Genomic DNA, 26,051 nt, shown 5'->3' on the forward strand with positions numbered 1-26,051 from the left:
AGTCCCTGCATATATGCAGGGACGCTGTCGCGCGGTACCACCCAAATTAAGGAATAACATCCTTCACTCATAGAGATAACGGCTCTCACCGTTTGCCGCTACTAAGGTTCACGACAAAAGCTCCAGGATGTAATTCATCGGCCATTTGTGTCAGTTCACAGCACCCACTGACTCTCTTCGTAACAGGGAAGGCAGACTACTTATTCCTCTCATTGCATGTATTATTTGTACAAAAATCCGATTGATGACGGATGATCATTACAATCACTATATTAGGTTTTTACCATATTCCAAAATAATAGTCAACTAAATGCATGATAAAAGACCATTTTATTTGACTTTTTACGACAGCCTTCCTGTAATTATGCTATAATGGGAATGTTCTGGGGGGAATGATATATGAAGGAAAAATGGAACATATTACGTGAAAAATTAGACCCTGCAATCAGGTTCTTTTCAAATACTAGACTACAAAAACGAGCAAGAATTACATACGGTGTATTCTGGAACCTGTCTTTGATCCTGATCGTCCTCTTTGTATTGGGATTCGCATTTGCAGGAGGAGTCGGAGCGGGTTATTTCGCTTCACTCGTCAAGGAAGAACCGATCCGTCCTTATGACCAAATGAAAAAGGACATCTACAACTACGAAGAAACCTCTCGACTTTACTTCTCGGACGATGTCTATCTCGGGAAACTTCGGACTGACCTGGAACGGGAAGAAGTGAAGCTTGAAGATATTTCGAAAGATCTGCAGCATGCCGTCATTGCAACAGAAGATGAGTACTTCAACGAACATAACGGTGTCGTGCCGAAAGCGATCATGCGCGCCGTCCTACAGGAATTCACGAATTCAGCCACCCAATCAGGCGGGAGTACACTCACTCAACAGCTGATCAAAAATCAGATCCTCACGAATGAAGTATCATTTGAAAGAAAAGCGAAAGAGATCCTTCTCGCTCTTCGCCTGGAAAGATTTTTTGATAAAGATGAAATACTGGAAGCGTATCTGAATGTAGCGACTCTTGGACGGAACTCATCCGGCCAAAATATCGCAGGTGTCCAATCGGCTGCCAAAGGGATTTTCGGAGTGGACGCCAAGGATTTGTCCCTGCCACAGTCAGCCTTCATTGCTGGACTTCCACAGGCTCCCTTCTCTTACACACCATTCAAGAATAATGGGGAGATCAAAGAGAATCTCGAAGCCGGGATGAGCCGGAAAAACACGGTCCTCTACCGGATGCACCGGGAAGGATACATCACGAAAAAGCAATATGACGATGCCGTTGCCTATGACATCTCAAATGATTTCGTGAAACCAAAGCCATCACCTCGAGAGCAATACCCATGGCTTACTGCCGAACTCGAAAGCAGGGCAGTGGAAATCATGAAAAATGTGCTTGCCAAGAAAGATGGATATTCTGAACAGGATCTTGAAAACAATGATGAACTTGAAGACAAATACCAGACGCTTGCTGACCGCAATGTCCGTCAAAGCGGGTATGAAATCCATTCAACCATCAACAAGAAGATCTATGACCAGATGCAAAAAACAAAGGATGCGTATGACATGTACGGTCCTACCAAAACCAGAACGGTAAAAGACCCTGACACAGGGAAAGAAGTAGAAATCGAGGAGCCGGTTCAGGTCGGCGCCGTGATGATCGAGAACAAAACGGGCCGCATCATCAGCTTCATCGGCGGCCGGGATTTTAAATTGGAACAAATCAACCATGCCACTCAATCACACAGATCAAACGGCTCTACCATGAAGCCTTTGCTCGCTTACGGACCAGCACTCGAATACGGCTACATCTCACCGGGATCACCGATTCCCGATGTGGGCGTCAACATCAATGGCTGGAAACCGGAAAACTATTCGTTCAGGGAGCGCGGACTCTTCCCTGCAAGATTCGCCCTGGCAGAATCATTGAATCTACCAGCGGTCAGAACATATGCGAATATTTACAACCGAAATCCATTTAAAGAGTTTCTATTGAAAATGGGCTTCGAATCCCTTTCAAGCAGATATGACAACAACCTGTCCCTTACTCTCGGGGCAACGACGACGGGTGTCACGGTCGAAGAAAACGTAAATGCCTACACCACCTTTGCCAATGGAGGAAAATTCATCGATGCCTTCATGATTGACAAGATCGTCGACAAGGACGGCAATGTCGTCTTTGAACACAAGACAGAACCTGTGGATGTCTTCAGTCCGCAAACCGCTTATTTAGCGATCGATATGATGAGGGATACCCTGGATCATAACCTTGGTACGGGACGTTATGCGAAAACCTTCCTGAACTTTAATTCAGACTGGGCCGGGAAATCCGGAACGAGTCAGGAATACAAAGATCACTGGTTTGTAGCAACGAATCCGAGCATCACATTTGGGACCTGGTTCGGCTACGACACACCTTCGTCACTGAACACTCCTGGATCCCGTGCCCGGTACGGACATTACGGCTTGCGTAACATCCGCTTATGGTCGTATCTACTGAATGATGTCAGGGACCTTGCGCCCGATCTGATCGATCCTGATGCATCGTTCCAACAGCCGGAAGGGGTCGTCAGAAGATCCTTCTGTTCCATCTCGGGACTGCTTCCATCTGAAGCATGCAGCCAGGCGGGACTTGTTAAAAGTGATTTATTCAATGCAAAATACGTTCCTACCAAAACGGATGACAGCTTACTTATGAGTCGTTACGTCATGGTGAACGGAAAGAAATACCTGGCATTGCCGAATACGCCGGCAGAATTTTCACAGCCGGGTGTCATCCTGAACCCTGACTTTGTGAAAAACATCTTCGGTGCAGTGCCTGGAAATCCGGACAAACTGATCCCGGATGGAGACGAACGATTTAAAAACGTCCTCATCGCGGAGAACAAGATTTCCGATGACGGGGCAGCTCCTGGAACCGTCAATGCGAGCGGAAACGGGAACAAAATCACATGGACACCATCCGCAAGCGGCGATGTGGTCGGATATAGAGTATACCGGACATCCGGCGGAAAAGTCGGAAGCGTCAAGTCCGGATCCAGTTTAGCAGTATCGGTTGGAAACGGTGATTTCTACGTAGTTGCCGTCGATGTCGCCGGTAAAGAATCGGCCCGTTCTAACACGGTCCAGATCGGACAACCGGCACCAAAACCGGATCCGAAACCTGAAAAACCAGGTACAGATCCGAAACCACCTGGTGATAAACCAGCCGATCCACCTCCAAAGCCCGATAAACCGGACAAGCCGGAGCCACCACCTCCTGCAGATGATGGCGGCAATGGAGGCGGAGACGGCGGTGGTGACGGTGGAGGAACCGAACCACCTACAGAACCGGATCCACCACCAGCGCAGAACTGATGATTGATTGAAAAGAGGGAAACGTCGATGTGACGTCTCCCTCTTTTTTTGTGTGATGATGGACAGATGTCTTGATTCGTGCCATTTTGAGAATATATCTGTCATTTTCGTCATTTGTCTGCCGGATTATATGGTTATCTGCCATTTTTTATTTTTATCTGCCTGTCTGCATAAAACGACAAATTTCGCCACACCTGATTACTTCGTCCCCCCAAAATACTCACCCCACAAAAAAACCCCCACTCACAAAGAGCAGGGGTCCATCCAACACATCTATCAGTCTTCCATCGTACTCAAATCACCTGTCGGCAGGTCTAACTCCCATGCCTTCAATACGCGGCGCATGATTTTTCCGCTTCGAGTTTTCGGAAGCTTGTCGCGGAATTCGATTTCCCTCGGTGCCGCGTGGGCAGCGAGTCCTTTTTTCACGAATTGGCGAATCTCTTCTTTCAACTCGTCCGTTACTTCGTATCCGTCACGAAGGGCGATGAATGCTTTGATGACTTCACCGCGGACAGGATCGGGCTTCCCGATGACACCAGCTTCTGCGACAGCCGGATGTTCAACGAGCTTGCTTTCCACCTCGAAAGGACCTACCCTTTCTCCAGATGTCATGATGACATCATCGATCCGGCCCTGGAACCAGAAGTATCCGTCTTCGTCCATGTAAGCGGAATCCCCTGATACATACCAATCGCCAGGCATGAAGTATGATTCATACTTCTGTGGGTTGTTCCAGATCTGATTCATCATCGATGGCCAGCCTTTTTTGATGGCCAGGTTCCCCATCCGGTAAGGTGGTACTTCATTTCCTTGGTCATCGACGATTGCGGCTTTGATGCCAGGGAATGGTTTCCCCATGGAGCCCGGTTTGATCTCCATGCTTGGATAATTACAGATCAGCTGTCCGCCCGTTTCCGTCATCCACCACGTATCATGGATGCGCAGGTTGAATACCTTCATCCCCCAACGGACGACCTCGGGATTTAAAGGTTCCCCAACGCTCAGGATATGACGCAGGGAGCTCAGGTCGAATTGCTTCACGACTTCATCCCCTGCACCCATCAGCATCCGGAAGGCAGTCGGTGCACTGTACCAGACCGTCACACCATAGTCTTCAATTGTTTTATACCAGTTCTCCGGCTTGAAACGTCCCCCGACAATGACATTGGAGGCGCCAGTCAGCCAAGGGCCGAAGATTCCATAAGAAGTACCTGTGACCCAGCCTGGATCCGCTGTGCACCAATACACGTCTTCTTCCTGTAGATCCAATACCCACTTAGACGTTTGGTAATGCTGGATCATCGCGTTATGGACGTGAAGGACCCCTTTAGGTTTTCCGGTGGAACCGGACGTATAGTGAAGGATGAGACCATCGTTCCGGTCCACCCATTCCACTTGGAGCTTATCGCTTGCTTCAGCAAATTTAGCCATAAAGTCCACATGAACATCATCCTCCTCCACCTCTTCCCCAACAAGGAAGACATGCTTCAGATTCGGCAGTTCACTTACAGGAACCCTCTTCAATAGCTCGGGAGTGGTGATGAGAACCTTTGCTTCGCTATCCTCCAGGCGATCCCGGACAGCTCCTTCCATGAATGCTTCAAATAGCGGTCCCACGATGGCTCCGAGTTTGATCGCACCCAGTACGGAGAAATATAACTCCGGTGATCTTGGCATGAAGATGAAGACACGGTCACCTTTTTCCACATCCCCAAACCGTTTCAATACATTTCCTGCTTTGTTCGACATCTTCTTCATATCAGAGTACGTATATTTTTCATCACGTTCTGCATCTCGGTAATAAAGAGCGACCTTATTCTTCCTGAAAGACACTGCATGCCGGTCAATCGCTTCGTGAGCAAGATTGACGCGACCTGTTTCCGCCCATGAAAATTCCTTCTCGACCTCTTTCCAATCGAATGAATCATACGTATTTTCATAGTTTTCAAGATTATAGTTTCCCTTTGTCACTGGTAGCGCTTCCACTTTCATATACCGTATCCCCCTTATGTAAGAAATTACAATCTTATTATAGTATAAAACGAATATTTTCTCAATTTTTTAAAAAATCTGCCATGGAGTATATCCACTGGATTCTGATTCAATAACCCCTCTAAACCTTGTCATTAATAGGTATTTCAGAATAACAATCCGAATCTAAACGTCTGAATTTTTTGTGAAAGCGCTCTCTCGTTTTTAATTTCATGTATAATGGAAGGGAGGAATATCTTTAGGTGGTGTCCAGATGAAATTGAAAAAAACCTATAATGCAACAGAGTTAAAGACAACAAAAGGAAATATCATTATTGAAGGTCCGATTTCTGCAGAAGAGTTATCACGCCTTGATTTCCATGAGGACCTGGTCGCTTTCAGACCCCCGGCCCAGCAGCACAAAGCCCTTGTCGAGATCGCCGGTTTACCGGAAGGGCGCATCTTGATTGCCAGGGACAATCATACAATCGTCGGGTACGTTACATATTTATACCCTGATCCCCTCGAACGGTGGTCACAGGGGAAGATGAAGAACCTGATCGAGCTTGGGGCCATCGAGGTCATCCCAAAATTCCGCGGGGCGGCCGTCGGGAAAAATCTATTGAAAGTATCCATGATGGATGATCATATGGAAGATTATATCGTCATTACGACAGAATACTATTGGCACTGGGACCTTAAAGGGACGGGCCTTAATGTATGGGAATACCGGAAAGTGATGGAGAAAATGATGAACGCCGGCGGATTGGAATACTACGCAACGGATGATCCTGAAATCAGTTCCCATCCGGCCAACTGCTTAATGGCGAGAATCGGCAAACGGGTGGATTCAGATTCCATTCAGCAATTTGACCAGCTTCGATTTATGAATCGTTTTATGTATTGACGTGACTGTTTCTAAAAGGGGTGGAGAGCGTGATTGTAGAAGAGATAATGAAAACGAAAATCGAAACATTGAAAGCCGACGATACGATCGAATCGGCCATCAATTTAATGAGGGAAAAGAAAATCAAACATATCCCGATCACGAATGACGAGATGGAAGTCGTCGGCATCGTAAGTGACCGGGACGTGAAGGATGGTACACCTTCCATCTTCCATGACGGATCCGTTACGTCCGAGCTGCAGAAGCCTCTTAAATACATCATGAAGACCGACGTGATTACGGGGCATCCACTGGATTTCGTGGAAGAAGTCGCTGCCCTCTTTTATGAGCATCATATCAGCTGCCTTCCCATACTGAAGGAAAAGAAGCTCGTCGGGATCATTACGGAAACCGATCTGCTGTATACCCTCATTCAATTGACCGGTGCACATCAGCCCGGATCCCAGATTGAAGTGAAGGTCCCTCATAAAGCAGGCATCCTCTATGAAGTGGCCGGCATCATCAGACGGCATAATTCCAATATCCAAAGTGTCCTCGTCTACCCGGACAAAAAAGACGAAGCCTTTAAAATCCTTGTATTCAGGGTACGGACGATGAACCCGATGAACGTGATCAGTGATCTTAAGAAAGAAGGATATGACGTGTTATGGCCAAACATGCCGGGAATCTCATCATGACAAAGGATGCTGTCTTCATTTATTCAGATGAACTGCTGGGGTACCGGTTCTCTGATGAGCATCCCTTCAATCAGACCCGGATCACCCTGACGATGGACCTCTTAAAGGAAGTGAAGGCTCTTCAACCGGATGACATCGTCCCTCCGCGGATGGCTACTGATGAAGAGTTGTTCCTTAATCATGATCCCAACTATGTAAACGCTGTCAGAAAAGCGAGTAATGGCCAGCTTTCTCAAGATCAGGCAGAAGGGTTCGGGATCGGTACAGAAGATACCCCTATGTTTCAAGGTATGCATGAAGCTAGTGCGTATTTAGTGGGCGGCACGCTGACGGCCGTCGACTGCGTCATGACCGGGAAAGCGAAGCATGCCCTTCACTTGGGGGGCGGATTGCATCACGGGTTCAAGGGGAAGGCTTCTGGATTCTGCATTTATAATGACAGTTCGGTGGCAATCCGTTATTTACAGGAAAAATACGGGGCAAGGGTATTGTACGTGGATACCGATGCCCATCATGGGGATGGGGTCCAGTGGTCATTTTACGATGATCCCGATGTTTGCACCCTGTCGATTCACGAAACAGGCCGGTATCTCTTCCCGGGAACGGGCAATATCAATGAGCGTGGTCACGGAAAAGGATATGGATATTCATTCAATATCCCCCTCGACGCCTTCACGGAGGATGAATCGTGGCTCGAGGCTTATGAGACGTCCTTCAGGGAAGTCATTGAATTTTTCAAACCGGACGTGATCCTCACCCAAAACGGGGCGGATGCCCATTACTATGATCCACTCACCCATCTTTCGGCAACCATGAACATCTACCGGGAAATCCCCCGCATCGCCCATGAGCTTGCCCACGAGTATTGCGATGGAAAATGGATTGCCGTCGGCGGAGGCGGCTATGACATTTGGAGGGTCGTCCCCCGTGCCTGGAGCATGATCTGGATGGAAATGACGGGGCAGGTGGACCTCGCTTCCGCTTTTCCGTCCAAATGGGTCGAACGATGGAAAGAAAAAGCAGGCGTCACCTTACCGACAGAATGGACAGATGCACCCAATATCTATAAGCCGATACCGCGAAAAGGAGAAATCACGGAAAAGAACAAACAAACCGTTGAAAAAGCCCTTTATTCCATTCGGCAGCAGCTGAAACACAAACCATCGATGTAATGCAAGACTAACAAATGTACAGTAGAGATGATAGAATGATAGAATAAGTGCCGAGCCCCGAAACATATGCCAGGGTTTGGCGCTTTTCTGATTAAATCTTTCTATCAATTTGTTTACATAGCTTTCTTGTAAAGGAAAATGTGTTAAACTCCTCCATAATCTTCTAAGAAAAAGGATGTGTGAGGCAATGAATAAATATTTGCCGATAATGTTAACCGCAACACTTGCACTGGGAGCCTGTTCCTCCCCCACTGCAACAAAAGAACATGAAAAGAAAGAAACCGCTTCGGAACAAGACAAGGCGGAAAAAAAACCGAAAGAAGACAAGATGGCAGAAAAGAAGGAAGAGAGTCAGCCTCCTTTCAAACCGTTGGAACCGGCTAAGGATGCAGTGTCCCTGAAGGAAAGCCTCGCTGAAGAAACACCGGCCGAAGAAACAGAGACCGATCAGGAGGGGCAAAAGGAAAAACCTCAGCGTACGGTACCTTTGGGTGAGACGCTTGCTAACGGTGTGGAAGACCCATCGGACGGACCATTAAAGAATCATCGTCTCGTAACCTACTACGGAACTCCGGCATCGAAACATATGGGGATTCTCGGAAAATACGAACCAGAAGAATACATAAAGAAACTGAAAGAACAAACCCAGGTCTATTCTGATCTCGATCCGGACCGTCCAGCGGTCCCGACGATTGAATTGATTACCACCATGGCCCAAAATGCGCCCGGTCCAGACGGTGACTATGTCCAGATGACGTCTGAGGAGAATATCGAAACGTATGTGAAGCTTGCCGAGAAGCATGATGCTCTCGTACTGCTCGATATCCAACTCGGAACGGATACGGTGATGAATCAGGTGAAGATGGTTGAAAAGTGGCTTAAGCGCCCGAATGTTCACCTCGCCATTGATACGGAATTCCACGTAGCGGAAGGGGAAAAACCAGGAGAGGATCTCGGTGAAGTCGATGGCCGCGACATCCAGGAGGCCATCGAGTATATAGGGGCGATGGCGGAAGAAAATAACCTCCCGGATAAACTGGTCCTCGTCCACCAATTCACCGGTCCCGTGCTGACGAACAAAGATGCAATCAAACCGACTGAAAACGTTGAAGTCGCCATCAACTTCGATGGCTGGGGAGCAGCCGCGGATAAGCAGGCATTGTATGGCAGATACGTCCGGGATGAACCGACCCAGTATGGTGCCTTCAAAGTCTTCTATGAGAAGGATTTCCCTGTCCTTACACCCGAAGAGGTGCTGAAAATGGATCCGAGTCCGGCAGTCGTCAACTATCAGTAATCACGTTGACCCGTATAAAAAAAGCAAGGATTTCTCTGGGATGAGAAATCCTTGCTTTTTCATTTATCCTCCAATATAGGACATCTCAATTTTCCGGGATGCCTGGCTTTCTTCCGTTCTTATTTCAGAATAACGATCATCCCGTTTTTCCCAAACGCCTCTGATCGCTTCTTTCAATTCATCATCTGAAGCATTACCCCGTATCATGGACTTCAAGTCGAATCCGCTTTGGGCAAATAGACAAGTGAACAGCTTTCCATCTGTGGATACCCGTGCCCGGTTGCAGCTCGTACAAAAACTTTCGGTCACGGAGGAAATGAATCCTACCTCCGTATCGGTCCCGCTATACCGATACCTTTTTGCCACCTCTCCGACGTAACCTGGCTCGACGGGTTCCAACGGATAGTGACTGTTTATGAGATCATGGATTTCCTTCTTGCTGATGACATCTTTATAATTCCAGCCATTTGTGGTTCCGACATCCATAAACTCGATGAACCTGAGAGTGATCCCTTCTCGTTTGAAATAGTGGACCATGGGCATGATCTCATTATCGCTAAGACCTTTTTTCACGACCATATTCACTTTCACTTCAAGACCTTCCCCTTGTGCAGCGCGAATTCCATCTAATACAGGCTTCACTCCCCTGCCCACATCATTGATCTTCATAAATACCTCATCATTCAAGGAATCCAGACTTACATTCACTCTTGTCAGGCCGGCTTGTTTCAATGCCTTTGCATGCTTCGGCAGGAATACCCCGTTTGTCGTCAAGGCGATATCCTTTATCCCTGACACGTTATATAAGCTTTCAATCAGTACCGGCAGATTTCGTCTAAGCAACGGTTCTCCTCCCGTGAGCCGGATTTTTTCCACACCAAACTCAGAAAAAATGCCGGCTAAACGAGTGATCTCCTCAAATGAAAGAATCTCTTCTCTTTCTAAAAAGGGATAATCTGCACCAAAAATTTCTTTCGGCATGCAATACCTGCACCGGAAATTACATCGATCCGTTACAGAAATCCTCAAATCACGAAGGGTTCGAGTTCTCTTGTCTTTGATATGTTCCATGCAGGGCTCACTCCAGTTACATATTTCATACTTTCATTTAATATGAGTGTCGTAATCTTGCTTCGTATTGATATTATGAAAGGCTTCGCTTTCTCCTATTTCCTCTTCTGTCAGATATAGGACAGAGAGTCCTTTAAGTATAGTACCCATTTTGTACTCTTCACTAACGAGCTGGTCATAGATTCTTTCCCTGACAGAATCCCGGTACAGGGCCAATAGAGGCTGAAGCTTACCACCGATGACCGGCACAATTGCATCGTACTTTCCATCTATTTTACTTACCAGGCAGTCCACTAAACTACTCGTCACAAGCGGTACATCGACAGGGAGGACGGCATACCATTCCGCTTGGTATTCATTCATGGCCGTGTAGATTCCAGCCAGGGGTCCACAGCCTTTGAATTCTTCCATATCCTCCACTACCTTTACCTTTGCCAAAGCATTGAATCGGGGAAATAACGTTCTGCTCGTTACAATGATCACCTCATCAGCAAATGAAGAAACGGCCTGAAGAGAGTGTTGAAAGAACGGCTTTCCTTTGTAGAGTGAGAAAGCTTTATCGCTTCCGAACCGCCTGGATTGTCCACCTGCCACAATGACTCCGGCTATTTTGACTTCACGCATCCTCCGCACCTCTTTCCTTTTTCAAAGATGACTGAACCCATGAAAGATACCACTCTTCAAATTCCTTCATCCCGTCAGGTGAAAAATAAGCGATCTTCTCCTTCTGCCCTTCAATCGGGAAAGGGGCGATCACCGCCATCACATTCTCGATTTCCTGAAAGAGTCGATGATCCCCCTGATGCCGGAGAAGAACAATCTTGGGATATCGTTCCCTTTTGTATCCTTCTACTATGATCAGTTCCGTTTTCATATAAGAATAGATTGAGAGAATATCATCAAGCTGCCAATCCGGTTTTGAAATGGACAGCTGAAGCATGCCATCTCCTTCTACACTTGATATCTTCGCTCCAGCCCTCTGGTGAAAAAAACTATCTGTGTCTTCAACCACATCGGGCGTACCGCCGTGACCATGATGCTTACACGAAGAGACCGAAATCCCTGATGAAGTCGCCCATTCGATCATGCGGCACACCAGGGAAGTCTTCCCGCTATTCTTATATCCAACCACCTGTATGACCGGGACACCCTTGAACACACGCATCACCTCTCTGTCATTTATTAAATCCCTGTTCCAGGAGTGGGCAATTTACTTTCCTATCCATTACGATTACACTAAAAACAGAGGTGAACACAATGTCTAACTTTACTCATTTTAATGAAGAGGGCAGAGCGAAGATGGTTGATATATCCGGTAAAGAGGAAACCGTCCGGAATGCCATTGCTCACTCTTCGATTCAAGTCAATCAGGAAATTCATCAAAAGATCGTCCATCATGATTTCAAAAAAGGCGATGTCCTTGGCGTGGCACAGGTTGCCGGTATCATGGCGGCAAAACAAACATCTGCCATTATCCCGATGTGCCATCCCATTCCCATTAGCAGTGTCAATATCTCTTTTAATTGGAAAGAGATGAATGATGCCGCTTATGAGTTACATATTACGGCAGAAGTCAAAACGAAAGGGAGCACCGGAGTGGAGATGGAAGCCTTGACTGCCGCTACGGCAACAGCCCTTTGTGTGTATGATATGTGTAAGTCTGTAGATAAAGGGATGATCATCGGACAAACCTACTTATTGCATAAATCGGGCGGGAAAAATGGTGATTTCAACCGGGATCATCTGTGACACGCCATCCCCATGAATCTTCCGGCCTTCGATTTTCAAGGCCGGTCGTTGATTCGGTTCACCAATAACAGGAAGAGAAAGGAAAGGGCAATGCTTATCCCGACATATTTCCACGCTACACCGTCTTCCCCGGATTCAATGGCAACGTAGATGGCCGTTGAGATGGTCTGGGTTTTTCCAGGGATGTTCCCTGCAAACAGTAAAGTGGCACCAAATTCCCCCAATGCCCTTGTGAAACTGAGTACCGACCCGGTCAGCAGGGATCTGCTTGCAAGCGGGATCGAAACGTACATGAGTGTCTTCCTCTCTGAAGCCCCATCCACCCGTGATGCATCCTCGATATCTTCATCTATGCCGAGAAATCCCGCTTTGGCTGATTGATACATCAAAGGGAACGCCACCACGACAGCGGCCACGATGGCGGCATATGGTGTAAACAAAATCGTTTCTCCCATTACTTTTTCTATAGCTCTCCCTATTGGACTATTGATCCCAAACACTATGAGAAGGATAAACCCAACGACCGACGGGGGTAATACCAGCGGCAGCATGAACAGGGTTTCCAAAACGGTCTTGCCCCGAAAATTGATCCGGGAGAACGTATGAGAAAGTGCTACAGAAACAATGAACGTAAAAATAGTTGCTGATGCTGCGACCAAAAGGGAAAGCTTGATAGGGAACCAAAATGATTCCATCTGAATGTCCACCTACTTTTATTCACAAATTACCCTTTCGAAAATCCAAATCTTTCAAACGTCGCTTTTCTTTTATCACTGATGACAAATTTATAGAAAGCGGCTGCTTCTTTAGGATGCTTGCTGCTTGTCAATACTCCGGCGTAGTAACCGATCTTTGAATGATAGGAAGGGTCGATCTCCTGAATGGATTTCACCTTTTCGCTTACGGTCAAATCACTGGCATAGACAATCCCGAACGAAACAGACTGATTCTCTACCAGTGTAAGCACCCCTCTAACATCTTTGGCCAATACCAGCTGATCCTTGACCATATTCCATTTATCCATTCCCATAAGTGCCTGTTTCGCATAGTTTCCCGCCGGTACGAATGCCGGGTTCCCTATGGCAAGCTTATCCTTTGAGCGGGAAAGGTCATCAAGACTCCGACCACTGCTGGAAACAGGTGCGATGATCACTAACCGGTTTGTTAAGAACGACCCTCCAAGACTTGGGTCAATCAATGCCCGGTCTACCAATCTCTCGTAATCCTTTTTTGATGCAGAAAGGAACACATCACTCGGTGCCCCCTGTTCCACCTGTTTTCTTAATGACCCGGTCCCTCCAAAGTTAAAGACGACCTGAATGGTGGGATGCTGCTTTTCAAAATCCTTTTTCACTTCCATCATACTATCCTTCAGACTGGCCGCTGCCGAAATGGTCAGGGTGACCTTGTCCCGGTCTTCAGGAGAACAGCCGGTTACGAAGAGTATTGTGGTGATGATGATCCATATCCCTTTTCTCATCATGTGTTCCTTCTACCTCGAATCCTTTGTCAATTCATTTGCTATATGACCTATTTCGGGAATGATCAATTGTTCCATCGCAAGTTTCACAGCCCCCGATGAACCCGGCATGGAAAAGATGACCGTGTCACCCGATACCCCTGCAATCGCCCTTGATAGGATGGCGGCAGACCCTATATCATCCCGGTAGCTCAGGAATCGGAACAGTTCACCAAAGCCTACCAATTCTTTATCCAATAAAGGTTTTACCGCTTCTATCGTTACATCCCTTTTGCTTATACCGGTTCCACCATTTAATAGAACCGCCTGTATATCTTGATTATGTATTGCTTTTTCCAGTTCGGCCGTGATGAGGCTGATATCATCTTTTACGATTTCATATTCAGCGACTGCATGTCCTGATTGGTGGAGAAGTTCCTTCAGCAGCTTTCCGCTTTTATCTGTATCTATTGTTCTTGTATCGCTTACTGTCAACACTTTACATGAGATTACTTTAGCTGATGACTTCCGATGTTCTGCTAGCAATGGATCGTCCCCTTTCATATCTTTATCTTTCGTTGTCCATTATCCCCCGCTGACTGGGGGAATGAGGGCAACAGCGTCTCCTGATGAAATTACTTCATCTTCCAGGGAGTATTGTTCATTGACGGCAATCATGACGCCATCCAGGGGAAGATGATACTCGTCCATCAGCCTTTCCTTTAACTCTTTCACGGTGAGTTCCCCCTTATCGATCGTCACCTCTTGTCGACCTGCCCGTTCCTGCAGATGGGCAAAAAGGAATACTTTAATCATTCCTTCCACTTCCTTTCATCGGTTTCCCGTCAGGATATTCCACCTGGCCGAGTTGATCTCCTATCCACTGTTCCCCATCTTCCCAGTGCTCTTTCTTCCAGATCGGGACGACTTTCTTTATCTGTTCAATCACGTATTCATTGGCTTCATATGCCGCTTTCCTGTGGGGGGATGATACGGCAATGACCACTGCGAGATCGGATATTTCGAGCCTTCCCACCCGGTGTGTGATCGCTACCTTGGCAGCCGGCCATTTGTCTTGGACCTGCCCCCCGATTTCTGCAAGTTTCTTTACAGCCATAGATTCATATGCCTGGTACTCCAAATAGAGGGTTCTTCTTCCTTTCGTCCATTCCCTGACGGTGCCGCAAAAAATGGTCACGGCTCCGGCGTCCCGGCTTTCCACTTTCGCAGAAACTTCTTCTGGATGAATAGGAGCGTCTGTTATCACAAATAAATCATCATTCACGGAGCTGCATCCTTTCTTCACTTGATTCCTTTTTCTGAAAAGGATTCCCGAACTGATCACTGCCCTGCTGATCGTCCAGCAGCAGGACCTGAACCCGCATCCCCTGCTTATATCCCCTTGTTCCACCCGGAAGGACAATAAGGACATTGGCAGATGCCAGGGAGGAAACGACCCCTGATTTATCCAGACCTGTAGGTGCGGCAAACACGTTTCCGCCTGAATACGTCATTTCACCCCTGACAAACCGGGTAAAGGGATTCGGCTTGGGAAAATCTTTACCGAGAACGGCTTCTTCACTTCTGACAAAAAGGTGGGGGCACTGTAAATAAAATCGAATGACCGGTCGGACGAATAATTCAAAACCTACATAACAGGCAGATGGATTGCCGGATAACCCGAATAGGAGCTTTCCATCCTTCTCTGCTACCGTTGTGACACTTCCAGGACGCATTCCCACTTTATTGAACAGCACATTGGCTTCAAGCTTACGATAAATATCCGGAAGGTAATCATAATCGCCTACGGATACACCGCCTGTCGTGATCAGGAAATCCACCTGTTGAAGGGCTTTTTCCACGTGTCGGAAGCACAAGTCAAAGTCATCGCTCAATTGCCCCAGGAAGATCCCTTCGCCTCCTGCCCGTTCAATCTGGGAGAGAACCATATAGGAATTACTGTTCCGGATCTTGCCGGGTACGAGTGATTCATCTATTTCAAGCAATTCACTCCCAGTCGCCAGGACCCCTACTTTCGGTTTCCTGCTGACAGGTACTTCCTTATAGCCGAATGTGGCCAGGAGCGCCACGATCCCGGGATTGATGAACGTTCCTTTTTCAGCAAGGATCGTCCCCTTTTTCGTATCCTCCCCGCGGAAGGAAATATTGTCCCCTTCCTTATACGGCCGGTTTATAGTCATGTATGCTCTTCCGTTTTCGTCCAAGTTCTTCACCAATTCAAGCATGACCACTGCGGTCGCTCCTTCGGGAATCGGTGCACCTGTCATGATCCTGACAGCCTGGTTTTCTTTTAGTTGTTGATCGTATACACTTCCTGCCCCTATTTCAGAAACCACTTCCAACTTAACAGGATTTTCCCTCGACGCATCCACCGTATCTTCGGCTCTTATGGCAAATCCATCATATGGGGAGCGGTCAAATAGAGGGACATCATGATCGGCAAATAGATTTTCCCCAAGGATTCTTCCGGATGCCTTTTCGATTTCAACGGTTTCGATTGTGCCTCTCTTTTTATACTTCAGGAGACATTCTATGGCTTCTTCTACCTTCATGGGCGTTCGACGTTCCAACATCTGCTCCCTCCTATCCGATTAAGCGATGATAAATCTTTTTAGCTTCGTTCATATCATTGGTTCCGTGGATGAATGTCCGGCCATCATGGAAGAACACGATCCTGTACGGCTCATAATGAAATGAAAGTAAATAGGGATTCCGCTTCATTTCCCCTAACCCCTCTAAGTTTCGTTCCAGTTCATGTAAAGAGTGTGGGTGATGGGGCGACCTGATCTGCACTGTATCCCTTCCACAAAGAACCGTTGTCTTTATCCGGTTGTCGAACTGTAAATATGGATAAACAGGATTTTCACCACAGGAAGGGCACTCCTCTCTTTTCGCCTTTGATACATTCATCGTAAAGGATTGATTGCCCCACAGATCGAAGGTGACCAGCCCGCTTCTCAATGAGTCGTAATCGTCCACTAAAAGCTTCAGTGCTTCCGTCGTTTGATAGGCCGCTACCATTTGCACCGCAGGAGCGATGATGCCGGAAGAATCACACGTCCCCCCCGACATCGGAACGGATCCCGTGAGACAATTCAAGCATGGCGTCTTTCCCGGAAGGATCGTATAGCTCATCCCTGTGCTCCCGACACAGGATCCATATATCCACGGAACGTGATATTTAAGAGAGATGTCATTTATGATCAATCGAATATCAAAGTTATCCGTACAATCCAACAACAGATCCGCATCCCTGGCGATTTCCGACAACCACTCTGCGTCAGCTTCTGCCACGCAGGCGGCGATATGTACTCCTGAATGAATCTTTTCTAATCGGCTTTTGGCGGCGATCGCTTTAGGTAACCCCTCCATGGCATCGCTCTCTGTATATAACTGTTGACGGTGAAGGTTGCTCATCTCCACATAATCGCGGTCAATGATTGTCAATCTACCTACACCCGCCCTGACAAGGGATTCTGCATTGGCAGATCCCAACGCCCCCGCCCCAATCACGACGACATGCTTTTCAGCTATTTTTCCCTGCCCGGATTCTCCTATCGGTTTGAACAACATTTGTCGGGAATATCTGTCACTCATCCTGCTTCCGCCCCTTTTAAACTCTGTTCGTTTCAAGTGAAGGATTGGCATCCCTTCCCCGAACTCTATTTTTCAGAGCATTCTTAAAAATTATAGAAACATTATCTTTTACCCTAAAGTGACCATTTATATTCCTATATATAATTATAAGTTTCTATCAATCTCTCTTTTTACCGACATCACACCGTTTATACGGTTTATATCAAATGAAGGAACTATTTTTTCATTTTTTTAAACATTTCATGTTTTCCTTTCTTACTTAATAGGGAAAACACGATATGATGATAGTTTCATAAAGGGGAGGATATGCTGTTGGAGGATAAAAGTATTCTAACCCGTACTGTCCGCAAATATGGAAATGGAGCCTTTTTTGATGAAGAGGATGAGGTGGCGGCTGAATTCCCGCTTACCGTTCATTTGAATGGGGAAGAATGGGCGACGATGGTCTGTTCTCCTTCCAACCTGGAGGAATTGGTGGTTGGCTTTCTGGCTTCAGAGGGGATCATTCGGCGCTTCAACGAAATCACCCGTTTCTCCATCGATCAGGATAAAGGGTTCGCCTATGTACAAATCGATAAGCTGCCGGAAGACAGGGCCAGGAATACCTCGAAACGATTTATCGGTTCCTGCTGCGGGAAAAGCAGACAATTTTATTTCACGAACGATATGCTCACGGCTAAAACGGTTACGGCCAATACGGAACTTACCGCTGTCATGGCCATTCACCACATGCAAGAGCTGCAGGAGCATTCCCGCGATTTTCACAGGACAGGGGGAATGCACAATGCAGCGATTTGCAGCACAACAGGCATCATCCAATGCTATCAGGATATCGGAAGACATAACGCACTGGATAAGCTCTATGGGTATTGCCTCATAAATCACATTCCCGTCAAGGATAAGGTCATTGCGTTCAGCGGGAGGATCTCTTCTGAGGTACTGCTGAAGATTTCCAAGATGGGAATCGCCATCCTGCTGTCCAAGTCGGCACCGACCAATCTTGCATTGGAACTCGCAGATGACCTGGGGATCACGGCCGTCGGATTTATCAGGGGTGACAGGATGAATATCTATACACACCCTGAAAGGATCACCGGTACAGAGCTACATATGTAGGAAAACACGTAAATCGATCAAGAGGGGGAGTTTTTTTAATGGAAGGAAAGGTAACCGTATTCATCAATGGCATTCAATATGAGGCAGAACCAGGTATGTCTGTCCTTGAATTTCTTAATCTGAATAAGGTGGAAATTCCACAGGTTTGTTATCAGGAAAGTCTCGGTGCCATCGAAACCTGTGATACATGCATTGTCTCCATTAATGGGGAATTAAGGAGAGCCTGTGGGACACCGCTTCAGGAAGCAATGGATATTCAGACGGAGCTTTCCCATGTGAAAGAGGCCAGATTCAAAGCGATGGACACCATTCTCGAAAACCACGAGCTATACTGTACGGTCTGTGAGAAAAACAATGGGGACTGCACCCTTCATAATACAGTGGCTATGATGGGGCTCGAACATCAAATGAAACCGTTTGAACCGAAGCCTTATGAGAAAGATTTCTCCGGTCAGTTCTATCGGTATGATCCGGATCAATGCATCCTATGCGGTAAATGCGTGGAAGCTTGCCAGGATATCCAGGTCAACGAAACACTGTCCATTGACTGGGAACGTAAAAATCCCCGTGTCATTTGGGATCAGGATGTTCCGATCGATCAGTCCTCCTGTGTCAGCTGCGGCCAATGCGTGACGGTATGTCCATGTAATGCCCTCATGGAAAACGATATGCTCGGAAAAGCGGGTTATATGACGGGCTATAATACGAGCCTCTTGAGATCGATGATAGATATCACGAAAAATGTGGAAACAGGCTACGGCCCCCTTTTCGCCGTTTCTGATTCAGAAGCCCAGATGAGGGATGATCAAATCAAGAAAACCAAAACCGTATGTACGTATTGCGGCGTAGGCTGCAGCTTCAATGTGTGGACAAAAGGAAGGGATATTTTAAAGATGTCGCCTACAGAAGAAGCGCCGGCTAATGGGATCGCCTCCTGTGTGAAAGGAAAATTTGGGTACGGCCATGTGAACAGCGACAAACGTCTCACCCGTCCGTTGATCCGCGAGGGTGATCATTTCAAAGAAGTCGAATGGGAAGAAGCCCTCCAGTATGTGGCAGAGAAATTCAAGGAAATCAAAGAAAAGAATGGACCGGACGCACTCGGATTCATCGCTTCATCCAAGGCCACCAATGAAGAGTCCTATCTCCTGCAGAAGTTAGCCAGGCAGGTCATAGGAACGAATAACGTGGATAATTGTTCACGCTATTGTCAGTCTCCCGCAACCAAAGGGTTATTCAGGACCGTCGGATACGGAGGAGATGCAGGTTCTATGAAGGATATCGAGCATGCCGACCTGGTCATGCTTGTCGGGACAAACACAGCAGATGCCCATCCTGTGCTCGCTTCCAAAATCAAACGTTCCCACAAACTCTTTGGACAAAAATTGATTGTGGCTGACTTACGAAAGCATGAAATGGCCCAGAGAGCCGATCTTTTCCTACATCCAAATCCAGGGACCGATCTCGTATGGCTATCTGCCCTATCCAAATTCATCATTGATCAAGGTTGGCATGATAAAGAGTTCATCGATGAAAAGGTGAATGATTTCGATGAGTTTTATCAAAGTCTTGCTCCTTTCACAATGGAATATGCCGAGGAAAAAACGGGTATTTCCCAGGAACATCTCAAAGCCGTCGCAGAGAATATCCACCGGGCAGGTTCAACGGTCATTTGCTGGGCAATGGGTGTTACCCAGCATCAAATCGGGTCCGATACATCCACTGCCATCTCCAACCTCCTGCTGGTGACAGGAAACTATGGAAAACCCGGGGCAGGCGCTTACCCTCTCCGTGGTCATAACAACGTCCAGGGAGCCAGCGACTTCGGTAGCATGCCCAATACCTTCCCCGGCTACCAGAGTGTTGAAGATGAAGAAATCCGTGCAAAATTCGAAAAGGCCTGGAATGCAGAGCTTCCTAAAGATATCGGTATGAACAACCATGAAATGGTGGAGGAAATCCATGAAGGAAACCTGAAAGGATTGTATGTCACCGGTGAGGATATGGGAATCGTCGACTCTAACATCAATTACGTGACAGACGCATTTGAGAAGCTTGAGTTCTTCGTCGTCCAGGATCTGTTCCTTACAAAGACCGCCGAATATGCCGACGTGGTGCTTCCTGCCGTACCAAGTGTCGAAAAGGAAGGAACCTTCACGAATACAGAACGACGCATTCAGCGTATTTACCAAGCACTCGAGCCATTGGGGGAAGCAAGACCCGACTGGGAGATTTATTCAGGTATAGCTGAAAAACTCGGATTTAGCTGGGGTTATCAATCTCCGGCAGACATCATGGATGAAGCCGCTTCACTCACTCCATTGATTGCAGGGGTTTCCTACGACAGATTGGAAGGATTCAACAGTCTGCAATGGCCTGTGCAGGAGGATGGGACGGATACACCTCTCCTTTACACGGACGGATTCCATTTCGATGACGGAAAAGCCCGATTCTATCCGCTCCAATATGAATACAATTATCCTGCACAAAAAGGATACGATTATCATGTGAATAACGGTCGGGTTCTTGAACATTTCCATGAAGGAAATATGACCTCCCATACGAGAGGCATCCGAAACAAAGTTCCCGAACCATTCTTTGAAGTATCTGAGAAAATGGCTAAGGAACTTGACATCGAAGAAGGGGCCCTCATCAAGCTTTCCAATGATAATGGTGAGAGCACCGGCAGGGTCCATGTAACGAAGGAAGTGTTCGAGAAGGAATTGTTTATCACCTTAAACAGTGACGGTAAAAATGCGGTGAACTATTTGACGAGCAGCAATGTGGATAAAGACACGGATACACCTGCTTATAAAGAGGTTCCTGCCAAAGTAGAAGTCCTCGAGAAAAAAGGGAAATCGCCCATTCCCCATAATAATCATCGCTGGGCAACACGCAATCCGCAAATGGGACCTGAAGTAGAAAGAAAATGGGATCGAAAAGATTACGTCTTCCCGGGAAGTGAGGTTGATACGAATGGCTAAATCCATTGATAAGATTATTCCTCTCGAGATTCCGAAAGAAAAAATTCAGGAGCAGAACTTAAATGAATTGATAGAAGCACTGGCTGACAATAAAGATTCCCTTTTAAAGGTCATCGGAATCATTAAGCACATGGATGAAAATCGAAACCTGGATACAATCAGCGCCATGGTAAACCATCAGGAGGACATCCTGTATAACTTCTCAAAAGAAGCCAATAAAGATCAGAACGCGGCGATCCTTAATAACCTGGCCCGTATGACTGAATTACTGGGGAGTTTGAATCTGGAAGGGATTGAAACATTGAGTGTCCGGAATACGCGAAATCTGAATATAGGAAAAGAAAGGCCGCCGACCAAGAGAACCGGGATTTTCGGACTGTTCCGCGCCTTAGGGGACCCGGCCGTTCAGCGTACGATTACAATCATCATCTATATTTTAAGAGGAATCGGTAAAAACCGGGTGAAAAACGACAAGAAATAATCTATACAAAAAAACAGGCTTCCGACCTTTAAAGGTGGAAGCCTGTTTTCTTTTTTTCCTGTACGTCTATTGTTCCTCATACGCTGGATCTGTGATGATCACTTCGACCCGCCTGTTTTTCTGAAGGTTCTCCACTTTATCATTAGGTGCGACCGGACGCGTATCCCCGTATCCGACGGCGATGAATCGCTTCGGATCGAGATCTTCGGTTGTGATCAAGTAACGCACCACACTGCTCGCCCTTGCCGACGAGAGCTCCCAGTTTGACGGGAAACGATATGTATTGATCGGGCGGTTATCTGTATGCCCCTCCACCTTTACAAAGTTCGGGATTTCGGATAACAGCACGCCGACCTTGTCCAAAAACGGATAGGCATCCGGAAGGACTGTCGCTTCACCTGAAGCAAACAGTGCTTGTTCCTGAAGGACCAGCACGACTCCCCGCTCAGACCTGGTCGCCACCACGACATCAGTCAATTTGTTTTCGCTCAAATAGCTCTGAATATCGGCCAGTAACGAATTCAGGTCCTGTTCCGCTTCTCTGCCTTCACCAGATTTCACTTCTGGTTCTGCCGACGGTTGATCAAAAGGGATGACAGAAGGATAGAATTCGAGAATCTGCCGCTGCTGAAAGGAATCCGCGATGGTCCTGAATTTCACAATATCGATCTGTGACATCGAGAATAATAGAATAAAGAATACAAGAATAAGAGTAATGAGATCAGAAAACGTAACCATCCATTTTGGAGCCCCCGGAGGCTGAGATGCCGGTCTTCGCCTACGCTTCATCTGATGCTGCCCCTTCTTGTTTCCTGTCTGTATACATCTGTAATTCCTCGTTGGATAAGAACACTCTTAATTTTTCTTCCAATATTTTCGGATTTTGACCAGATTGTACCCCGATGACACCTTCGATCACGATTTGTTTCATAAACACTTCTTTCTCTGTTTTCATCGCAAGCTTGGAGGCCATTGGCAGGAAAACGAGATTCGCAAGCAGGGATCCATACAGGGTCGTAAGTAAAGCGATCGCCATATTGGGACCAAGTGAAGCAGGATCGTTTAAATTCTTTAACATCAGGACGAGACCGATCAGCGTACCGATCATCCCCCATGCAGGGGCATATTCCCCTGCCTTATCCAATAAACTCTTATTTTTACGGTGCCGCTCTTCTAACGCAATGATTTCAGCATTCATGATATCTACGATCACATCCTGCTCGATTCCATCGACTGCGAGCAGGACCCCTTTTCGGATAAAGGGATCCTCGACCGCTTCCACTTCTGCCTCAAGTGAGAGGAGACCTTCCCGCCTCGCCTTTTCTGACAGGATCACAAACGTCCGGATCAAGTCATGAAGATCATATTCTACATCCCTGAAGGATTCTCTCATCACTTTCCCCAGCTGTTTCAATTCCCTGATCGAAAAGCTGACCAGCATGGCTGCGATCAATCCGCCGATCACCACGAAGATGGATGGAAGGTCGATGAAGGAACTGAATCCGGTCACTCCCGCATTCGAAATGATCGCGAATGCAACGAATAGAAACCCTACTACAACCCCGATTGGTGTAAGAACATCAAGCTTTTTCATTTTGACTCTCCCTACAAAATAAGTTCTGTTTGTCTTTATCCTTTATATCGACAAACTCCTTACTTTGTTGAGTTACGGTGTTCAAGTCGATGAGGAAGAACAACCGTTGATTCTTCAACCGTTTCCTTGTTCATGTATTTCGTCAATAAACGCATCGCCACTGCACCGATATCGTATAAAGGTTGAACGACGGACGTCAGCTGAGGTCTGACCATCAGGGCAAGTCGTGTGTTATCAAAGCTGATGACTTCCACTTCTTCCGGGATGGACACGTTCTGATCCTGAGCACCATGGACGACACCAAGGGCCGTTTCATCATTCCCGACGAAGATGGCTGTCGGCTTGTCCGATAGCTCAGAGAACTTCTGCCATGCTTCAAGTCCCGAATCATACGTGTATTCACCTTCTACAACCAGGTCATCACTGTATTCGACGCCTGCCTTGGCAAGTGCTTCCCTGTATCCTTCAAGTTTGAACTTCATGTTGATCGTATCGTGGAAAGGACCGCTTACAAAGCCGATGCGCTTGTGGCCCTTCTCAAGGAGGTCAGAAACCGCGTCAAAGGACGCCGCCTTATAATCAATGTTCACGGACGGAACCTTGTTCGTTTCTTCAACGGCACCAGCCAATACGATTGGAACCGGAGAACGTTCGAATTCCTGCACATGCTCTTCTGAAATATGGCCGCCTAGGAACAGGATGCCATCCACTTGCTTCCCAAGCATCGTATTCAATAAATGAAGTTCCTTCTCAGTATTCTGATCCGAGTTACTTAAGATGATATTGTATTTATACATTGTGGCGATATCTTCTATCCCACGTGCGAGTTCTGCATAGAAAATATTTGAGATATCAGGGATGATGACCCCTACCGTCGTCGTTTTCTTGCTCGCAAGCCCTCTTGCTACAGCATTCGGACGGTAGCCGAGTCGATCGATGACCTCTAATACCTTCTTCCTTGTTGCGGGTTTGACATTCGGATTTCCGTTAACCACTCGTGAAACCGTCGCCATACTTACATTTGCTTCTCTTGCTACATCATATATTGTCACGTTCATAGCTTACACTCCTTTACTCTTCTACTCATTTACCTTATTCTACACCAAATAAACCTAAAGAAAAAAGCGATTACAATAGTTTGTTAAAAAATGCACATATTTATGTTCACATTAGTGTTATATAGGTTATTTATCTGCAATTATGTAGATAATCATACGATAGTCTTGATATTACTGCAATGACCACCTTTTCATTTGTGCAAAAAGATTATTATAGCATATTGAGGAGGAGTACGGTCGGTTTATTTTTGATGTGGTGAAATAGGTAAAAATGGGATTTCGCTGATATATTTTTGATTTCGCTGATAAAACGGGATTTTCGCTGATATATCTAAAATATCGCTGATAAAATACGAATTCCGCTGATATCCTTATCGTCCTTCCATACAATGCTCTGCTTTCCAAAACTAAAAAAGGGCTGAATCCCCGTTGAAAAGGATTCAGCCCTTCATTTATTATACTTCTATCGTTCTGCCCTTCAATACTTCCTTGTAGAAATGATCGAATTGGTCAAGGTCCATTTGCTGAGCGGAGTCAGATAAGGCAACGGCAGGATCGGGATGAACCTCAGCCATGACGCCATCTGCGCCGATGGCAAGTGCCGCTTTCGCTGTTGGAAGCAACAGATCTCTGCGTCCGGTTGAGTGCGTTACATCCACGAATACCGGTAGATGCGTCTCCTGCTTAAGAATTGGTACAGCTGAAATGTCGAGTGTGTTTCTAGTTGCTTTCTCGTACGTACGGATTCCACGCTCACAAAGGATGATGTCACCGTTCCCTTGAGAGATGATGTATTCAGCAGCATTGATGAATTCATCGATCGTTGCGGCTAAACCACGTTTAAGCAATACCGGCTTTTTAACGGCACCGGCTGCTTTTAATAATTCGAAGTTTTGCATATTTCTTGCACCGATTTGAATCACATCAATGTATTCCACCGCATGTTCGATATCAGCAGGATTCACGATTTCACTGACGACAGCCAAATCATATTCATCCGCCACTTTTTTAAGGATTTTCAAGCCTTCAATCCCCAGACCCTGGAAGTCATAAGGCGACGTTCTTGGTTTGAACGCACCGCCACGGAGCATTTTCAATCCTTTTGCTTTGACGGCTTTGGCGACTTCTGCCACTTGCTCGTATGATTCAACGGCACATGGACCGAAGACGAAATGAGGCTTTCCATCTCCAATGGCTTCTCCATTGATATTGACGATCGTGTCTTCCGGTTTCTTTTTACGGGAAACCAGCAGGGCTTTCCGGTGATCGTCCTTCTGTAGTTCCAGACCGGCTTTGAAGATTTCTTTAAAAATATGTTCAATGGTCGAATGTTCGAATGGACCATCATTATTTTCTTTAATCAGATCAAGCATTCCTCGTTCACGAACAGGATCATAGCGGTATACTCCTTGAGTCTCCTTGACACGACCGATTTCTTGAACTAGTTTAGCACGTTCATTAATGGTGTCTAATAGTTTTAAGTTCATCTCGTCTACTTGTTTACGTAATTGATCGAGCTCTTGATTACTCACAA

24 protein-coding genes and 1 other annotated feature are annotated in these 26,051 nt (G+C 46.6%); of the genes, 9 read left to right on the top strand and 15 right to left on the bottom strand.

Going from position 1 to position 26,051, the window contains the following annotated elements; genetic code table 11:
• Positions 1-14: 14 nt before the first annotated feature.
• Positions 15-222, bottom strand: a binding site (T-box leader).
• Between the two features lie 177 nt (positions 223-399).
• The gene (locus tag M1J35_RS20510) at positions 400-3,360 is read left to right on the top strand and encodes a transglycosylase domain-containing protein (RefSeq protein ID WP_254652173.1); all 2,961 of its coding nucleotides are present in this window, start codon (positions 400-402) and stop codon (positions 3,358-3,360) included.
• A 276-nt stretch (positions 3,361-3,636) separates the two neighbouring features.
• Here M1J35_RS20510 and acsA read toward each other — a convergent pair whose 3' ends face one another.
• Positions 3,637-5,355, bottom strand: a complete 1,719-nt coding sequence (gene acsA / locus M1J35_RS20515; protein ID WP_224522172.1) for an acetate--CoA ligase — start codon at positions 5,353-5,355, stop codon at positions 3,637-3,639.
• A 253-nt stretch (positions 5,356-5,608) separates the two neighbouring features.
• Here acsA and M1J35_RS20520 point away from each other — a divergent pair, with 253 nt between their 5' ends.
• The 4 genes from M1J35_RS20520 (at position 5,609) to M1J35_RS20535 (ending at position 9,387) form a co-directional block, all read left to right on the top strand.
• Positions 5,609-6,241, top strand: a complete 633-nt coding sequence (locus tag M1J35_RS20520) for a GNAT family N-acetyltransferase (RefSeq protein ID WP_254652174.1) — start codon at positions 5,609-5,611, stop codon at positions 6,239-6,241.
• 29 nt (positions 6,242-6,270) lie between these two features.
• Complete coding sequence (locus M1J35_RS20525) at positions 6,271-6,918, top strand: acetoin utilization AcuB family protein (RefSeq protein WP_034765732.1); 648 nt, start codon at positions 6,271-6,273, stop codon at positions 6,916-6,918.
• Positions 6,915-8,090, top strand: a complete 1,176-nt coding sequence (locus M1J35_RS20530) for an acetoin utilization protein AcuC (RefSeq protein WP_254653818.1) — start codon at positions 6,915-6,917, stop codon at positions 8,088-8,090. Before M1J35_RS20525 ends, M1J35_RS20530 begins: the two co-directional genes overlap by 4 nt.
• 187 nt (positions 8,091-8,277) lie before the next feature.
• The gene (locus M1J35_RS20535) at positions 8,278-9,387 is read left to right on the top strand and encodes a hypothetical protein (RefSeq protein WP_224522169.1); all 1,110 of its coding nucleotides are present in this window, start codon (positions 8,278-8,280) and stop codon (positions 9,385-9,387) included.
• A gap of 63 nt (positions 9,388-9,450) precedes the next feature.
• On the opposite strand, the gene moaA is transcribed toward M1J35_RS20535, so the two are convergent.
• Genes moaA through mobB form a run of 3 tightly spaced genes read right to left on the bottom strand, consistent with a single transcriptional unit; the run spans position 9,451 to position 11,623 of the window.
• A complete protein-coding gene (gene moaA / locus M1J35_RS20540; protein WP_224522168.1) occupies positions 9,451-10,458 on the bottom strand; it encodes a GTP 3',8-cyclase MoaA in 1,008 nt (335 codons plus the stop codon).
• A 33-nt stretch (positions 10,459-10,491) separates the two neighbouring features.
• Positions 10,492-11,082 carry a molybdenum cofactor guanylyltransferase gene (locus M1J35_RS20545; protein WP_254652175.1) on the bottom strand — a complete coding sequence of 197 codons (591 nt, stop codon included), beginning with the start codon at positions 11,080-11,082 and terminating at the stop codon, positions 10,492-10,494.
• Positions 11,075-11,623, bottom strand: a complete 549-nt coding sequence (mobB, locus tag M1J35_RS20550) for a molybdopterin-guanine dinucleotide biosynthesis protein B (RefSeq protein ID WP_254652176.1) — start codon at positions 11,621-11,623, stop codon at positions 11,075-11,077. Before mobB ends, M1J35_RS20545 begins: the two co-directional genes overlap by 8 nt.
• 92 nt (positions 11,624-11,715) lie before the next feature.
• Between mobB and moaC the strand changes: the two genes are divergently transcribed.
• On the top strand, positions 11,716-12,207 hold the full coding sequence (gene moaC / locus M1J35_RS20555; RefSeq protein WP_224522165.1) for a cyclic pyranopterin monophosphate synthase MoaC: 492 nt from the start codon (positions 11,716-11,718) through the stop codon (positions 12,205-12,207).
• 35 nt (positions 12,208-12,242) lie between these two features.
• Here moaC and modB read toward each other — a convergent pair whose 3' ends face one another.
• Genes modB through M1J35_RS20590 form a run of 7 tightly spaced genes read right to left on the bottom strand, consistent with a single transcriptional unit; the run spans position 12,243 to position 17,284 of the window.
• The gene (modB, locus tag M1J35_RS20560; protein WP_061811124.1) at positions 12,243-12,902 is read right to left on the bottom strand and encodes a molybdate ABC transporter permease subunit; all 660 of its coding nucleotides are present in this window, start codon (positions 12,900-12,902) and stop codon (positions 12,243-12,245) included.
• Between the two features lie 29 nt (positions 12,903-12,931).
• Positions 12,932-13,690, bottom strand: coding sequence for a molybdate ABC transporter substrate-binding protein (gene modA, locus M1J35_RS20565; RefSeq protein WP_224522164.1), 759 nt, complete (start codon positions 13,688-13,690; stop codon positions 12,932-12,934).
• A 9-nt stretch (positions 13,691-13,699) separates the two neighbouring features.
• A complete protein-coding gene (locus tag M1J35_RS20570) occupies positions 13,700-14,230 on the bottom strand; it encodes a MogA/MoaB family molybdenum cofactor biosynthesis protein (protein WP_224522163.1) in 531 nt (176 codons plus the stop codon).
• A 21-nt stretch (positions 14,231-14,251) separates the two neighbouring features.
• Entirely contained in the window at positions 14,252-14,482 is a 231-nt protein-coding gene (locus M1J35_RS20575; protein WP_224522162.1) for a MoaD/ThiS family protein, read from the bottom strand.
• Positions 14,475-14,951 (bottom strand): molybdenum cofactor biosynthesis protein MoaE, encoded by a 477-nt coding sequence (locus M1J35_RS20580; RefSeq protein ID WP_224522161.1) that lies wholly within the window; start codon positions 14,949-14,951, stop codon positions 14,475-14,477. The genes M1J35_RS20575 and M1J35_RS20580 overlap by 8 nt, the downstream gene beginning before the upstream one ends.
• Positions 14,944-16,260: a molybdopterin molybdotransferase MoeA gene (gene glp, locus M1J35_RS20585; protein WP_254652177.1), complete on the bottom strand. Its 1,317-nt coding sequence runs from the start codon at positions 16,258-16,260 to the stop codon at positions 14,944-14,946. Before glp ends, M1J35_RS20580 begins: the two co-directional genes overlap by 8 nt.
• 10 nt (positions 16,261-16,270) lie before the next feature.
• Positions 16,271-17,284 carry a MoeB/ThiF family adenylyltransferase gene (locus tag M1J35_RS20590; protein ID WP_224522159.1) on the bottom strand — a complete coding sequence of 338 codons (1,014 nt, stop codon included), beginning with the start codon at positions 17,282-17,284 and terminating at the stop codon, positions 16,271-16,273.
• Positions 17,285-17,596: 312 nt separating this feature from the next.
• Between M1J35_RS20590 and fdhD the strand changes: the two genes are divergently transcribed.
• Genes fdhD through M1J35_RS20605 form a run of 3 tightly spaced genes read left to right on the top strand, consistent with a single transcriptional unit; the run spans position 17,597 to position 21,865 of the window.
• Complete coding sequence (gene fdhD, locus M1J35_RS20595; RefSeq protein WP_224522158.1) at positions 17,597-18,400, top strand: formate dehydrogenase accessory sulfurtransferase FdhD; 804 nt, start codon at positions 17,597-17,599, stop codon at positions 18,398-18,400.
• Between the two features lie 38 nt (positions 18,401-18,438).
• Entirely contained in the window at positions 18,439-21,384 is a 2,946-nt protein-coding gene (gene fdhF, locus M1J35_RS20600; RefSeq protein ID WP_224522157.1) for a formate dehydrogenase subunit alpha, read from the top strand.
• A complete protein-coding gene (locus M1J35_RS20605) occupies positions 21,377-21,865 on the top strand; it encodes a helical membrane plugin domain-containing protein (protein ID WP_034765705.1) in 489 nt (162 codons plus the stop codon). Before fdhF ends, M1J35_RS20605 begins: the two co-directional genes overlap by 8 nt.
• A gap of 66 nt (positions 21,866-21,931) precedes the next feature.
• Here the strand turns inward: M1J35_RS20605 and motS are convergent, their stop codons facing one another.
• The 4 genes from motS to M1J35_RS20625 form a co-directional block, all read right to left on the bottom strand.
• Positions 21,932-22,654, bottom strand: a complete 723-nt coding sequence (gene motS / locus M1J35_RS20610; RefSeq protein WP_224522156.1) for a flagellar motor protein MotS — start codon at positions 22,652-22,654, stop codon at positions 21,932-21,934.
• A complete protein-coding gene (gene motP, locus M1J35_RS20615; protein WP_224522155.1) occupies positions 22,644-23,459 on the bottom strand; it encodes a flagellar motor protein MotP in 816 nt (271 codons plus the stop codon). Before motP ends, motS begins: the two co-directional genes overlap by 11 nt.
• Before the next feature lie 59 nt (positions 23,460-23,518).
• Positions 23,519-24,517: a catabolite control protein A gene (ccpA, locus tag M1J35_RS20620; protein WP_224522154.1), complete on the bottom strand. Its 999-nt coding sequence runs from the start codon at positions 24,515-24,517 to the stop codon at positions 23,519-23,521.
• 455 nt (positions 24,518-24,972) lie between these two features.
• A complete protein-coding gene (locus M1J35_RS20625; protein ID WP_034765697.1) occupies positions 24,973-26,049 on the bottom strand; it encodes a bifunctional 3-deoxy-7-phosphoheptulonate synthase/chorismate mutase in 1,077 nt (358 codons plus the stop codon).
• Positions 26,050-26,051 lie beyond the last annotated feature (2 nt).

The organism is Rossellomorea sp. KS-H15a (assembly GCF_024195245.1).
In the GTDB taxonomy this organism is placed as follows: Bacteria; Bacillota; Bacilli; order Bacillales; family Bacillaceae_B; genus Rossellomorea; species Rossellomorea vietnamensis.